The organism is Ktedonobacter sp. SOSP1-85, from assembly GCF_016587415.1.
Taxonomy (GTDB): domain Bacteria; phylum Chloroflexota; class Ktedonobacteria; order Ktedonobacterales; family Ktedonobacteraceae; genus Ktedonobacter.
Genome location: NZ_BNJI01000001.1, coordinates 1,941,146 through 1,956,610, shown reverse-complemented (window position 1 = coordinate 1,956,610; position 15,465 = coordinate 1,941,146). Strand labels below are relative to the sequence as shown.

The following is a 15,465-nucleotide window of genomic DNA, read 5'->3' as shown; positions in this document are numbered from 1 at the left end:
AAGGACAGATGTATGAGTGAGCAGATAACATTTCTCGATACTCTGGTTGATGCCATCAAACGTGCTGGTAACTATAACAAAAACGATCAGGAGCCTCCTGTGGCCGTCTTGTGGACTGACAAAGAGCGCCAGTGGGAACCATTGTTGCCATTACTGCGTGTCCATCTTCCACTTTTGACGTTCGGTGCATATGATCCGGCTCTCTGGACTGGCCCTGCATACTGGCTACGCTGTGTCATTGCACGTACTTTGCCTGAATATCAGTTTCCACTACTAGAGGGAACGCCGATTATTTACCTGCCTAGCATTAGTCGGCAAGAGCTACGGGCCAGCGAAGAGACGCCAAAGGAACTGCAACCGTTGGCTGAGCTACAGTATCGCGGCGTAGCGTGGACGCAGCAGAAGAGTGGTCGCGACTGGACCATCACTACGTTTCTGTCCTCTCTGGGCGTTGAAATCGCCGGAGATGCTGCCACCAGAACAGCTTTACGGCGTGCCCTGCTGAAGTTCGCTGGCGAATCCATCGCTCGTTTGCAGAAAGATGCACCCCTGCGGGCCGCATTTTTCGATGCGCTCCTGAACCCGGACGAAGCGCGCAATCTGTTACTCTGGTTGAATGATCCCGCAGGCTATCCCACGCGTTGTAGTGAGGCTGAATGGGCCTCCTTTTGCGATCTCTGCGCGCACAAATATGGTTTTCATCCGGCCAAAGATGGGGCCGTTAGCGCAGCCGGGCTTTTGGGAGAGCACCAGGGTGCCTGGGACATTGTGTGGAAGCGATTTAGTGAAGCGCCACATGCCTATCCCAACCTGCCAGATCTGTTGCGGCGCGCTCGCCCTAAGCAGTTGACACTCTTTAGCAGTAGAGAGTCCTGGCCACAGGATAACGAAGAGGCCGAGCAGAATTTGCGCGAGAAGCTTCTGGGCCAGCGTGATCGACTGCCACAGGAAGTACACGCAACACTGCTTGATCTCGAAAAGGAGCACGCCCCGCGCCGCATGTGGGTCTGGAGCGCATTAGGCCGTTCTTCTCTGGTGAACGCGCTACGCTATCTTATGGTGCTGGCGCGGGAGACAGAGCGTGCCTTTGGCGGTACAACCGTGGCTGAAATTCGCGCGGCTTATACTGAATGGGGTTGGAAAGTGGATGAGGCGGTGATTGACGCATTGGCCTCAGTTGAACACACTGAAGATGCGGCGGCAGTCAAATCGGTAATCACCGCCGTCTATCGGCCCTGGCTGGAAAATGCGGCCACAGTCTTGCAAAAAGCTGTGTATGCTGGCCCTCTGGGCCAGACCTATCCTGTGGCATCGCTGCCTGAGCCAGAGGCCGGTACCTGTATGTTGTTTAGCGATGGGCTGCGCTATGATGTCGGCCAGCGGCTCGTTGCGGGACTCACAGCGCAGTCGTTGACCTGTACTGTTGGCTCTCATCTTGTGCCCCTGCCGGGCATCACTTCTACAGCCAAGCCCGCCATCTCGCCCGTTGCGCACCTGCTGACCGGCAATATCAGCGCGGGCCTGGCTCCAGTGGTCGCGAGCAGTGGTACCAAAGTGACCGTCGATGTCTTGCGCCGTTTATTAGAGCAGACTGGTTATCAGGTGCTAAGAGGCGAAGGCGATTTAGGCGATCCTGCGGGACGGGCCTGGACTGAAATGGGCAACATTGATAGCCACGGTCATCAAAACGAGTGGCGGCTCGCTCATCACCTCAAAGGAGAGGTGACTGCCCTGGAGAGGCGGATTGCAGCCTTGCTCGATTGGGGTTGGAAACGAGTCGTGGTGGTCACAGATCACGGCTGGCTGCTGCTGCCAGGCACCCTGCCCAAAGCCGAGTTACCAGAGCATCTGACGCATGTGCGCAAGGGACGCTGTGCCCAGCTCAAAGAAACAGCGAACAGTAATCAGGAAACAGTGCCCTGGCACTGGAATAGCGATATACGAATTGCACTGGCTCCAAATATCCGCTGCTATGAGGCTGGGAAAGAATACGAACATGGTGGTGTAAGCCCCCAGGAGTGCTTTGTGCCAGTGATTACGGTCTCGCAACCAAAAGGCGCACACTCCCAGCCTGTGACGATTGAAAACGTGACCTGGAAGGGTTTGCGTTGTAAAATGCATGTAACGGGCCTCACTCCCGGGATGAAAGTCGATATGCGTACAAAAGCTGGTGACACCACCACCTCGTTGATTGGCTCGCTTACCGTCCCAGGCGCAGATGGCAGCGTGTCGTTGCTGGTAGAGGATGATGATCGCATGGGAGAACCTGTCCTGATCGTTGTACTCAATAGCGACGGCACAGTAAGTAAACAGATTTCGACCATAGTAGGAGACTAAACAGTGGAACTCGATGCACTTGATCAGCTAGCAGCCACAGCGTTCGATGGCTATATCGTGCGTAAAGATCTGGCGCAGCGTTTTAAAGGGCAATACCCCGTGCCAACTTATGTGGGTGAGTTCCTTCTAGGAAGATATTGTGCTAGCACAGACGATGCAGAAATTGCTGAAGGCCTGGCCGTTGTTGAGCGGCAAATGCGGGAGCGGACGATACGCCCAGGAGAAGAAGAACTCTTCAAGTCTCGCGCCCGAGAACAGGGATCGGTCAAACTGATCGATCTGGTCACTGCGCGCCTGGATGCTGCGACTGACTCCTATCTGATTACTTTGCCAAGTCTGCGTCTCAATGATGTTCGCGTTGATCCAGAGATGGTTGCCTCAAATGAGCGCATGCTCACAGGAGGGTTCTACGCCGAAATTCAGCTTGAGTACGATGCAATAATTGCCCAGGAGAAAGCGGGACGCCCATTTGGCATCACTTCACTGCGTCCCATTCAGCTTTCTAAGCGTGACCTGCTTACCCAGTTGGCGCAAGGGAGAGAACATTTTACGACCTATGAGTGGAAGCAGTTCCTGCTGCGCAGTGTGGGATTTGAGCCGGGGCGTTTATCCGCGCGAGCGCAAGACGTCTTGCTGTTACGCATGGTACCTTTCGTCGAGCGGAACTATAATATCGTCGAACTGGGGCCGCGTGGGACTGGTAAGTCGCATCTTTTCCAGCAAGTCTCTCCCTACTCGCACCTGGTCTCAGGTGGTAAAGCGACCGTTGCTCGTATGTTTGTTAACAATAGCAATGGCCAGCGTGGCCTGGTTTGCCAGTATGATGTTGTGTGCTTTGATGAAGTATCGGGTGTCTCCTTCGATCAGAAGGACGGCATCAATATCATGAAGGGCTATATGGAGTCAGGTGAGTTCAGCCGAGGTCGAGAGAGTATTCGGGCGAGCGGCAGTATTGTGATGGTCGGGAATTTTGATGTTGACGTTGAACATCAGCAGCGGGTTGGTCATCTACTTGGCCCAATGCCGCCAGAAATGCGCAACGATACCGCCTTTATGGACCGCCTCCATGCTTATGTTCCAGGCTGGGATGTTCCCAAACTGGACTCATCACTCTTTACCATCCATTTCGGTCTCGTCAGCGACTTTCTTTCTGAAGCCTGGGCACAACTTCGGGGCGATAATCGTCTCTCTGCCATTCAAGGTCGCGTCAATTATGGAGGTGCTTTGAGTGGTCGCGATACAACAGCAGTCAATCGGACCGTAAACGGCCTGCTGAAGCTACTCTATCCAAACCGGGAGCAGTTAATTAGCGACGAGGATCTGGAATGGGCTGTTCGCTTAGCCATGGAATGTCGGAGGCGTGTAAAAGAGCAACAAAAGCGCATTGGTAGTGCTGAGTTTAGGAATACCCATTTTAGCTATCAAATGGGTAACGATGGTGTTGAACGTTTCGTTGTCACTCCCGAATTGCAGAGTGATAACTCGATTGGTACGGACCCCTTGCCTCCTGGCCAGGTCTGGGCCATTAGCCCCGGTGGGCAGGATGAAGGTGCTGGCCTCTACCGTATCGATGTCAATGAAGGGCCTGGCTCCGGTGTAAAGATTATCAACGTACCCGTCCCTGGGCCTTTCAGAGAGAGCATCAAGTACGGTGAACAAAACCTGCTCACGCGAGCAAGGGATCTGGTAGGAGATCGCGATCCTCGCCAACACGAATTCATTGTGCAACTGCGTGCGTTCGATGCAGCGAAGAGTGGCGCACAATTAGGCCTACCAGCACTACTGGCATTCTGTAGCGTTCTTCTGAACAAGAGCCTAAAAGGCGGACTGATCGCGGTTGGTGGTCTCAATCTCGGTGGCGGACTTGATCCTGTCTATAACGCGGTCAACGTTGCTGAACTGGCTATCGAAAAAGGTGCTACCACGCTCTTGATCCCAATCTCAGCCAGAAGGCAACTGAACGACTTATCAGATGAGATGGCTATGAAGATCAGTGTTCTTTTCTATGCGGATGCCAGGGAGGCGCTTTTGAAGGCGCTTCTGGAGTAAGAAAACATCTGCCGAGTTCTCTAATGATGCCGCTCTGGAAGCCCCTTCTCATGGAGGCACGCCAGGTTATTTGGCAAATTTGACACCGTTTTGCGGATTTCAGCCGAGACAGATAGATGAGCTGTAATGGCATGCGCACGTTATGTGGCAGAACTGGTTCTCAAAAATCGTCTCGATGCGCGTCAGGAGCCAATTGTTGTTTTGTTGAAGTACAGTTTAAAGAAATGTGGAGAGTTTTGCATGAAATTTTTGAGGAATTCTCATTACTATAAATAAATGATCCTACATAAGCACATTTCAAGATATTTTTGTTGACATACACAGAGATCCCCTGCAGAAGATTTGTACGGAAAGCAAGAGAGAAGGAGATGGCATGGCTCAATTAATAGCTGCTGGCCCATTTGCTACGGAGGGAGAGCGTCGCGCTGCCGAGGTGTTAAAACAGCTCCCCAACGATTGGGTAGTAATTTGCAACAAAGTCCTGCCACATGGCGACCGTTCCCATGAAATCGATTTTATCATTCTTGGAAATCGCTGGGTGTTTCTACTGGATGAAAAATCGTGGAAAGGTAAAATCCACGGGAATGATCAGCTCTGGGTAAAAAGCGACGGGTTCTCGCTGCCCAGCCCACTTACCAAGGCGGACTTCGTGGCAAAAATCCTGGCTGGCCATCTGAGTTGGAAGGTTATGCCACTCAAGGAGAACGGGCATTTTGTACGTGGTGGTGTGCTTCTCTCAATCACAGAAAAAATGCCGCAGATCCACGACCCGCGTGCAGCCAATGGCATCTATCTGGCCAGTAACGTCTGTGAACGTCTGCAAACGCTGGATCACCAGGGCGGCAATCCACAGGTGGGCCAGTTGCGAACACACATTCAGAAGGCGCTGATCGATCTTTCGCCGCGTCCCCAGGTTCCGCAGCGCATCAATACCATTCTCATCGAAGACGCTGTCGCCATTCGCCCTGGTGTGCGCCTCTTCAATGGCAAGTTCGAGGGGGGCCAGGATAAGGCCATCCAATTGATGGTGTACGATCTTACCCGCGACCCTGTAAACGCGCAATCGCTCCATGATTTTTATATGCGTGAATGTAATGCCTTGCGCAAACTCGATGGGACAGGTCTGGTGCCAGTAGTGAATGTGCCTTTCAAATGGTCAGAGGATTTTCTTATCGTCCCCATTCTCCCGCCGCGTGGAAAATTCTTAAGCGTCATGCCTCTAGCAGAGACAAGCGAGGAGTTTATTCAGGAATTGTTGCTAGCAGCGGCGTGTTTTGGTGCGCTCGATCAGATTCACGCTCATGGCGTCTTGCACCGGGCGATTGGACCAGGTTCAATCTGTATTCAGCCTTCATTTAAAGTAGTCTTTACCAATTTTTATGCCGCGCGGGTTGACGAAAACTCGATTGCTCCCGCCCTTGATGCGCTGGCTATTGAAGATCCCTATGCCGCGCTCGATCTAGCACTGGGCTATGGCTATGCCACGACGACCACCGATACCTTTAGCCTGGGCCTGGTTTTTCTGGAAAGGCTCACAGGCGTCTCGCTCCCCAACATTCGTGCCAACGTCGAAAGTGATATCGTCTTTCCGCAACAGCCGCGTTGGACGACGTTTCTCTCTGCTGACCTGGCAGAAGAACTCAGCACGCTTTTCAAGCAGGTGCTGACACCCGAAAAAGGCGTCCCACCCCTGACGGCAAAAGAAATGGCAGCGCGTTTGACCGAGCTGGCTCGTCGCATGCGCGTTGAAGTTCAGGGAGACAATGTGACAGGCAAGATCCTCGATAAACGCTATAAAGTTCAGCGTTTGCTTGGGCGCGGGACCACTGCCTGCACCTATTTAGCGACTGATACGGAGTTTGAATCGCTTGGCTGGTTTGCGCTGAAGCAATATATGAGCCCACTGCATGTCTTAGAGCAGGCTGCTGCCGAATTTGCTCTCATGCGCAATATTCAGAGCAAATATCTGCCGCGCATCTTTGATATTTACCCGGCGCAAAATGATGTCCATATAAAAATGGAGTATATCCCCGGCCCTACTTTACAGCAGGTAGAGAATGAGTTTCCCTGGCCTCTGGACCGCTGGTGGTCCTTTGCACAAGACCTGCTCAACGCCGTCGAGGTGCTTGAGCAGAAGCAATTGCTGCACCGGGATATTAAGCCCGCCAATATTATCCTGCACGATGCAGAGAACCATCCTGTGCTGATTGATTTTGGCTTTGCTGTGCGCGAGGGAACGCGGACGAAACTGGCGGGTACCCCGCTTTATCTGCCCCCTGAGACGCTGGCAACCTCCGCCGCCGCCGCTTTCCCTGCCTCGTGTGATCGTTACGCGGTGGGGATGGTGCTCTTTAAGGCGCTCTTCGGGTATCTCCCCTTCACCCAGCTGGGAACTGAACGGCACCCTATCTCATTAGAGCAGATAAGCGAGCCAAGGACCAGGAGGATCGCGGCTGTATTGCTAAAGACCGTCTCAGCCGACCCCGCCGAACGCCCTGTCTCCATTGAACAGACGCGCCAGGAGCTACAAACCGCATTCCTTGCCATTGACGAACCGATACCGCTACCCACGCTGCAAGAGTTGAACAATGCCTGGGTCAACGAGATCCGCAGTCTCTACCGCAATAGCGAGATCGGGAATAAGAATAACCGAGGGCTGGATTCTGATTTTGTCAGGGAGACGTATGTTCCGACGGCCCTGGATGGGCGTTTGCTTCCTAAGCTTTTTGCTCACAAGCCCAAAGTGGTCTTCTTGTGTGGCAATCCAGGCGATGGGAAAACAGCTTTTCTGGAGAAGATCCAGCAGGAGTTGGAGCAGCGGCAAGCCAGGCCGATCAAACAAGATCCCAGTGGTTGGGAGTGGGAGCTGGACGGGCATCGTTATCGAAGCTGCTATGATGCCTCTGAGGCACATGGCCTGCTGAACGCGGACCAACAATTGACCGAGAAACTGAGCGGCCTGGAAGGGCGCGCGCAACCTGCCGCGCCTTTGACGGTCCTGGTCGCGATTAACGATGGCCGCCTGGTAGATTATTTCCAGCGGCACGCGGAGCAGTTTCCCTGGCTCGCAAGGCAGTTGGAAAAGGCTCAAGAGGCGAGCGAGGTTAAGAACTTGGATGTCTGGGTGGTCGATCTGAAAAAGCGCGCTTTTGTAGGCTTGCCAGAAGCGGAAGAGAAATCGGTCTTTCGCAAGGTCTTGCAGCGCCTGGTCGCGCCGGAACGCTGGGAAATCTGCGAGCAGTGTGTTGCTCAGGCCGTCTGCCCCTTGCGCAACAATGCCGCCTCTCTCCGCTTGCCGAGAGTTGCCCAGCGCCTCGAATATCTCTTCTTGCTTTCCCACCTGCGTCGCCAACGCCATACGACCATGCGCGATCTACGCTCAGCTCTGGCCTATCTCATTACTGGCAATAAGAGTTGTGAGCAGGTTCACGAGGCCGTTCGTGGCAGTGATGCCGGAGCCTCATTGGTACAGCTTTCCTACTGGCAATCCGCCTTTGCCCCGCTTGAAGAGAGCGACGAGGCGTTGATGGATCTGGCTCCGTTGGACCCGGCGCGTTTCTCGCATCCCCACCTGGATCGTTTCCTGCACTTTCACCAGGGCCTCCAGGATGCCGAGCAACGTCGTCTGCTCTTCCGTGACAAAAAAGATCTGGAACCACAGCGTTTCCCAGATGAAGCCGCATGGCTGGCTGCCTTTAAACGACGAGCCTATTTTGAGGCTGGCAAAGCTGCCGCGCCAGATGGAGTTCTGCTCCCGAAAGTACGCTGGCTGAATCTCTTGCCCTATCGCTATTCCAGGGACTTTATGCGCCTGCTTGACGAGCGTTTGGAGGAAGAGGAGGGAAAGACTCTCAAAGAAGAGCTGGCCCTGGGTATTCTGCGCTCCGATGGGATTGTCGAGGATGTGCCAGAGGGGATGCTCAGCGTCAAGGTCAGCGCCTCAGAGGAGCAGCAACTGGTCATTCTCAAACAGCTTCCCCTGACAGAGTTTGAATTGCTGGTGGAAGAACCTCATAACACCGATATGATCGAGTGCCTGCCTGAGATCGTACTCTTCCAGCATCGTTCAGGCACGCCGCGCCTGGAGATCACGGTAGATCTTTTCGAGCTCCTCTTGAGAATGGCCGACGGCTTGCAGCCCACCTCGCCAGAGTTCCGTCCGCTGCTGGAAGATCTGCGCCTCTTCAAAGATGTTCTGCTCTTACATGAGACGCGCAATCTGGTGCTGATCGAAAATCAGCAGCGCATGCATCTGATAACGCAGCGCGACCATAAAATCATCCGTACACGCCTGTCATAGAGGGGAAGGCTATTTCATGAAGCTTAAACTACCGAAAAGTATCGTCGGGGTAAAGTTCCCGCGTGTTTGTACTATCGAGTTAAACGGTTTTGATATTGATCTGCTGTTGCCTTCTCTCTTTTTTGCGATTCTCTCTGAAGGTCGAGGCAAGAAGCACGCGAACAACCCCAAGAACATTGCAAAGTTTATTGATAACCTGATTCAGCATGAATCCCTGGAGGGTTTTAATGATCCCGAAGGAAGAAAGGTGCTGGAACGTTTTGTCAGGACTGCTTTAATTACTACTGGTGGCGTTGGTCGTTCTGGAAAGGATGAGCAAATCACCTCGATCATTCCCTATACGCTTCTTGCTCACAAGCCAGGTTTTCCTACTACTAGTAGTCTTATACGAGGTGTTGATACCTTCATTTATCAGCAATTACGTGAACAATTAGGTGATAACAATTTACGGAATTTTGTAAAGATGGTTTTTGGGCGTGGAGTAGTAATTAACCCTCTTCCAGAATTAGGTGGTAAATATGATGGAGAGACCAAATTGGATACGCTTACCCGCCTCTCCATTGCTTTTCTTGATGGGTTTGAAAATACCAGGCCAGGCAGAGAGCGAGAAAAGAATGTTTCTGGTCCCTGTCCCAGGCTGGCGAAGGAATTTGCTACCGATCTTTTACGATATCTCTTTGAATATCACCAGACGATGCCCATCCAGGCTTTCACCCATCACCTGCTCATCCTGATAAATTTTGAATTGTTCAATTATACGCTGAAGCTCGTTCACTCGGTGAATGAACTGGTACAAAATCCAGCGAAGCTGCCTGCCGCTATGGACGAGGATAGGAAAATCTCGCCACCGCAACTGTATCTGGATTTTACCGAAGCTGCTAGTGGGTATAGCCAGGAGATGGCGAAAGCCTGTGTGCGCCGAGATATCGAAACCTATCAGCAGTTTTTAGAGTCCAATCTCTTGCTGCGCCAACTCAATGTCTATGTAGAGAAACTCAAACGCAATCCGCGCAAGAAGGCCGCGCTTGAGAAAGTGCTATCACCAACACTGACTGGTGCTGAGTACTTACAAGGGTTACTCCTGTTACGGCATGACCCGGAAATAAGAAGAGATATTGCTGCTCTGGCAAGTAGCGAGGAAGATGAGATTCGCCAGTTGAATACGCAGGAAGGTGAAGAGGACGACCCGGAGGCACTGAGCTGGTTAGATGCAATGATTGACACTGCTGAAGATGAGGTTGAACGAGCTATAACTTTATTGGTTGAGGCTCAAAGAGGAAATGCTGTAAAAAATATTATTCAATGGTACTGGAGCGCTGGCGGGCTGAAAAAACCGCAGGGGATCTTGCGGGGTGCGCCGACCAACCGCAAATCCTGGCGCTATGCTCCGACGAATGATGTGCTGGCGGCGCTGGTGCAGTTGGCGGCGGTTCGCCTGGGCAAGCCAACGAAGCAGGAGAATGGTGAAAGCGTGCAACCTATTCGTTTGCAGGAGTTTTTGCAGTTTCTAGAGGAGCGCTTTGGTATTCTGGTGGATCGCCCGCCTGCTCCCTTTGAGGGCGCGGAGTATACGGCGGCGGCCCGCGATAATTTGCGAGCCATGCTGCGCCGCTTGCGCCAGATGGGCATTTTCCGCGACCTATCCGACGATTTTACGGTCCAGCGCCTGCATCCCCCGTATGCAGGTCAGGAGTTGAAGGGAGTGAGGGCATAAACGATGGTGGATACATTGCATATAGAGACGCGTCGCGTAGAGTTGCTGGCGCGTGAGATCGTCGCTCACTTAAAAGAGACCGAAATTGGACACTGCGCCAGGGTCGATTATCTGGATCACGCGGCCTCCCTGGGGGTCTGCGCCTATATTCAACATCAACAATTAGCGCCCGATGTGACCTTTCATATTCTCGCTCCCAATGCAGCACAGGCAAAGGCTGACCCACTGTTTATTTTGCCTGATAAAGCCATTGAGTTGCGCAACCGTAAACAGGGACGCCTCTGCCTGTTTGTGCCCTCTGACCTGGTGGACGCGGCCTATAGCTCTATCGCCAATTCATTCGCCCTTACCGATGGACGCGACCTACAAAAGCTGATCTTAAAGCAAGTGCGGGCGAACTTTTCCTCTGAGTTAGCGGCAATTGTGCGCGCCGTCTTTGCCAAATTGCGCGGTTTCGCCGGGATCAGTGAGCAACAACGCCTGGAGTTTGTGCTGGCGCTCTTCGAGAGAACGCAGGCAGAGGATACAGCCTCGCTCGGCCTGGAACTCTGGCGGGTTGGACTGATTGCTGATGGTGGAGAAGATTTTGTCGCCCGCCTGGCAAATAATCGTGACTGTGTGGTAGGTCTCTCTCAGCCCATCAAAATGGGGGCGACGACACGAGAACGTATTCAAAGCATCAAGGTGGATGCTCCCACAGCAGCTCAACTGGGCCAGTTCTTCCACGGGCGCGCCATGAGCGATGTACGCGGTTGGTCCCGCGCCTTAGCGAGCGAGCCCACGCGGACCTTTGAGCACTGGAAATTTCCCCAAACCGACCCCAGCGATATGCGCTCTGTCACCATCGCCCCTTTTGTGAATACCAAAGGCGAGGTCGAGCGTTATTGTCATTTACATCAGCCCGATGGTATCAATGGCAGCCTGTTGGCTCGTTATGGCGCAAAAGAGACGCTAACGGTGCGCTGGAAGACCGAGCCAGCCTTGCCCAAGGATGTGAGCCGCTGGCGGGTTGGTATTGTGCCAGCCGATAGCGAGCATGGCTTTGAAGAGAGCCTGGATGAACGCAGCGTCATCGGGAGCCGCCGCACGGTTACTATTAAACTAGGTATGGATTTCGAAGAGCCGCCCGATTACGCGGTCTGTGTTCGCATCATGCCCCTTAGTGCCGATGGCAGCGAGATTCTCGACCCGGAGACAGAAGAAGTTTTTGTCGCAACTAGCCAGGAATTTTTCCTGGTTAAAGATGCAGAAGTCGGCCCTACTAACACTATCAGAAATCAGTTGCGCACCGTCCCCACGCTCGCTTTTGGGCGTCTTGAAGTTGCCGTTGAGATGCGCGCGGATGCCTTTGGCGAGGAGGAAGAGCCACAATGGCTGGCAAAGGATCTGGCCTATTTTCGCCTGCGCTTAAATGAGCGCACCAAAACCCATATTCTCACTGTTGGCCTCAGCAACTCGCTGCTAGCCTTGGAAAAGCGTGTACTTGAGCGGCCACGCGACGGTGGCTGTTTTCTGCTGGATGTCGATGAAGTTCGCCCGGTAGATGAGCAGCGTTTTGCTCCCTATCCGCTGCTCGCTGGCGAAGGCGAAGCCTGGTCGGCCTTCTGGCGGGCGCGTGAAGCGTTTTTTAAACGCCTGAAACAAGCAGAGGGACGCGCGGTCATTGAGGTGGCCGAGTGGACCCCAGAACTGGCTGCTGCCGCCCTGCGCTACGCACAAGCCTATCACGAGCTGATCGACGAGCTGGTAGCTCGCGGTGGGTCAACTGAGCTGCGCCAGGCGCTCTCTATCGATACGCTGTTGATCAGAAATGCACGAGGCAGCAGCCAGGCCGAAGAGGCGCTGGTGACTTTGCCCACTCACCCGTTGCGTGCCGCCTGGTATGCAAGTTATACCCAGTTGCTCCGTGTCTGGGAACAGCAGTTGCTCAGCTACTCGATGCGCGAGCGCAAGCGCAATCTGGATTTACGCGCTCTGCGTCAGCTTGTGCCAACGAATGTCCCTGCCTTTGCCTATCACGCAGCCTCCATAGAGACCTTTGCTTTCTTCCAGAACCTGCGTTTCTTCCACGGCGTAGCCCTTCCGGCAGGCGTACCTGATCCCCACCGCCGTTATAGTGATATCGCTCTCATTCTGGATACAGGCATTGACCAGGTGGGCGTTGGGGATATTCAGCCAGATCAACTGGCGGAACATCTCGCCAAATTTCACCAGCTCCATCCCTATGTAAAAACCCTGGTCACGACCTTGATCAATCCTGATCGCGGCGATTTCTTTGCTGAGGCTCTCCAGAAGATGCTCACAAGCAAAACGTCTACTGAGGAAGCTGAGCAGATCTCTGAGCCGCCTCAGTTCCAGATTGTCTCCTATGCGGAAGATGGGCAGAAGAGCACCTTCCAGGCTTTGGAGAAAGTGCGCCAGCGGCAGAGTGATCAGCAATATAACCGCAGCTCCGATCACTTCCTGCCAGCGCTGACGGTTGCTGCACGTCCGCTGAGTCAGTTGGAGTACTCAGGTCCACCTGAGGCACATATGGCGGTGGTGACAGATCTGACGCGGCCTGCGATTGTCACCTCTTCCCCGACTACGGAAAGCGCCAGCAGCGATACGAGTAGTTTCTCGCTCTATGGGCTGGTCAATCGCTTTATCTCCCAATTCACCGCCGATAGCCAGGGGCTGCTCTGGCGGCATCGGGTTGTGACAGAGGGCATCAGAAAGCCTGAGCCGCATCCCGCTGGCCCCAGGTATAGCGAGACCCTGATTGATCTGCATACCTCCTTGCTCAAAGCTGGTGGATTGCTGCTCGGTGGCGGCGTTGAGAGTCGCCCCGTCCTGGAGGTGCGCCTGGAGCAGAAACGGCGTGATCTACTTGAACGCTTACATAGAAACACAAACTGGGTGGTCACGCTGGATCGCTTCTTTACCCTTGATTACTACGATTCGCCCAATGAACCGGGCCTGAACGATCTGGCGCGCAAATACGTCCTGGATTATTCGCCCGAATTTACCGAGGGGCTGGGGCATCGCATGATGGTTACAACCTCCTGGCATAAAGAGATCGGCTCCTTGCTCCACCAGGCAATGAACGAGCTAGGCTTCGCGAGCATTGAGCAGAGTGTCAGCCGTCTCCTGCATCACTTAAAAATGATCTCTGGCCGTCTGGCCCTGGAGGCGCTGGAATCGTCAACCGGCAGAGCTGCCGCAGTCGGTCTGGGCGTGGTGACGGCCTGGCTAGAGAAGAACAAAAGGTTGCGCCAGGCTGTTCTGGTTCCCGTAGATATCTACCCACAAATGTTCTCACAAGAGGGGAATGGCCGCTCGGCACGCGGCGAGAGGCGCTGCGACCTGGTTCTTATCTCGCTGAAACGCAACATTGTGGACGCGACTTTTATCGAGGTCAAATGGCGGCGCGGCAGCGTCCCCCTTGAGGGCTTGGCGCAGGATATGGTCTTGCAAATGGAGGGGTCCGCGCGAGCCATGAAAGAGCGCTTCTTTAGCGAGAACCGGGTTGATGGCGCACTCCAACGCTCCTACCTGGCGAATGTGTTGCGCTTCTACTTTGAGCGTTCCCGGCGCTATGGGCTTTTTGATCCCGAAGCGGCGGCCTCGTTCCTGGAGCATGTGACACGCCTGGAGAAGACAGGCCTGGAGTTCAGGGCCAGCTACGAAGGGTATATTGTAAGCCTGGAGAGCGAGCAGCGCAAACCACTGCTACTGGACAACGCGAAAGTCGTGATCCTGACTGCCAGAGATTTTGAGAACGACCCGGAATTTTTCCCGCCTCTTGCGCAAGCGAGCAGTGGCACGCTCTGGACCGAAAATATTCCCGTTGAAGAACAGGTAGCGCCGGATGTGACTCAGGACGATTCTGTCGAACTAGAGGATGAGATGGATCGAACCATGCTCAGACCGATCCCACAGGTTGCACTTATCACAGGGCCTGGCGCTGATGTCACTCCTGCGAGAGATGTGCCAGCGCTGGTGGAGGAACAGAGTGATGAGGTGGTGATTCCTCTTGGTGATGCGCTGGGAGAGCGGGTAGACTGGAATCCTGGCGTGAAGGGCAGTCCGCATCTCTTTATTCTGGGCATCCCCGGTCAGGGAAAATCGTGGGCAGTGACGCGCCTCTTATCTGAGCTAGGACGCCAGAATGTGCCCGCCCTGGTTCTAGACTTCCATGGGCAGTTTGCCGAAGAGGATGGCCCATTTGTGAAAGCTGTGCATCCGCATGTCCTGGACGCGGCCAGAGGGCTGCCCTTTTCGCCATTCGAGTGTACCAGCGAGGTTGGTCAAGGTGGTTGGGAAGCCAACGCTTTAACTGTGTCCGAGATTTTTGCCTATGTAGCTAGCCTGGGCGAGATGCAAAAGGATGTGGTCTATACTGCTATTCGCAACGCCTATAAAGCGTGCGGCTTTGGGAGCGAGGCTGACCCATCGAGCTTAGAATATCCCACCCTCAAGGATGTGCTCAAACGGATTGAGCAGAATGAGCAGTCGCGCCATGTAGCAAACGTGGTGGCGCGTTGTCGGCCTTTGTTAGAGATGGACCTTTTCCGCCCAGGTGAGCAGGCGAGCGATCTTCTGGCCCTGGTGCGCGGTGGTCTGGTCATCGACCTGCACAATCTGTTCGCGGAATCGTTGCAAATGGCCGCTGGCGCGTTTGTCTTGCGCAAAATCTATAAGGATATGTTCCGCTGGGGTGTGGCGAAAAAGCTGCGCCTGGCAATTGTACTGGATGAAGCGCACCGCCTGGCCAGAGATATCACCTTGCCCAAACTGATGAAAGAAGGGCGCAAGTTTGGTATCTCTGTCATCGTCGCGAGCCAGGGCATCGGAGATTTTCACCCTGATGTGCTGGGCAACGCGGGCACAAAAATGCTGTTTCGCATGAACTTTCCTGAATCGCGCAAAGTCTCCGGCTTTATTCGAGGACGTCAGGGGCAAGATCTCTCGGAACGCATCGAGCAGCTCCCCATCGGCTCCGCCTATGTACAAACGCCTGAGATGATGTATGGCTCGGTGGTGAAAATGTATCCGCTGGAAGAATGAAAGAGTCTAATCACAA

5 protein-coding genes are annotated in these 15,465 nt (G+C 53.9%); all 5 read left to right on the top strand.

Features of this window, described 5'->3' with window-relative positions:
• Positions 1–12 precede the first annotated feature (12 nt).
• On the top strand, positions 13–2,337 hold the full coding sequence (gene pglZ / locus KTE_RS08285; protein ID WP_201380151.1) for a BREX-1 system phosphatase PglZ type B: 2,325 nt from the start codon (positions 13–15) through the stop codon (positions 2,335–2,337).
• Between the two features lie 3 nt (positions 2,338–2,340).
• Positions 2,341–4,386, top strand: a complete 2,046-nt coding sequence (gene brxL / locus KTE_RS08280; protein ID WP_201380149.1) for a BREX system Lon protease-like protein BrxL — start codon at positions 2,341–2,343, stop codon at positions 4,384–4,386.
• Positions 4,387–4,759: 373 nt separating this feature from the next.
• On the top strand, positions 4,760–8,686 hold the full coding sequence (locus KTE_RS08275) for an NERD domain-containing protein (RefSeq protein WP_201380147.1): 3,927 nt from the start codon (positions 4,760–4,762) through the stop codon (positions 8,684–8,686).
• Positions 8,687–8,702: 16 nt separating this feature from the next.
• Positions 8,703–10,400, top strand: coding sequence for a hypothetical protein (locus KTE_RS08270; RefSeq protein ID WP_201380145.1), 1,698 nt, complete (start codon positions 8,703–8,705; stop codon positions 10,398–10,400).
• 3 nt (positions 10,401–10,403) lie between these two features.
• The gene (locus tag KTE_RS08265; protein WP_201380144.1) at positions 10,404–15,449 is read left to right on the top strand and encodes an ATP-binding protein; all 5,046 of its coding nucleotides are present in this window, start codon (positions 10,404–10,406) and stop codon (positions 15,447–15,449) included.
• Positions 15,450–15,465: the final 16 nt, after the last annotated feature.

Excerpts from the sequence above, each read along its gene's own strand:
- pglZ (WP_201380151.1), top strand. The coding sequence starts at position 13 with ATGAGTGAGCAGATAACATTTCTCGATACTCTGGTTGATGCCATCAAA.
- KTE_RS08275 (WP_201380147.1), top strand. The coding sequence starts at position 4,760 with ATGGCTCAATTAATAGCTGCTGGCCCATTTGCTACGGAGGGAGAGCGT.
- KTE_RS08270 (WP_201380145.1), top strand. The coding sequence starts at position 8,703 with ATGAAGCTTAAACTACCGAAAAGTATCGTCGGGGTAAAGTTCCCGCGT.
- KTE_RS08265 (WP_201380144.1), top strand. The coding sequence starts at position 10,404 with ATGGTGGATACATTGCATATAGAGACGCGTCGCGTAGAGTTGCTGGCG.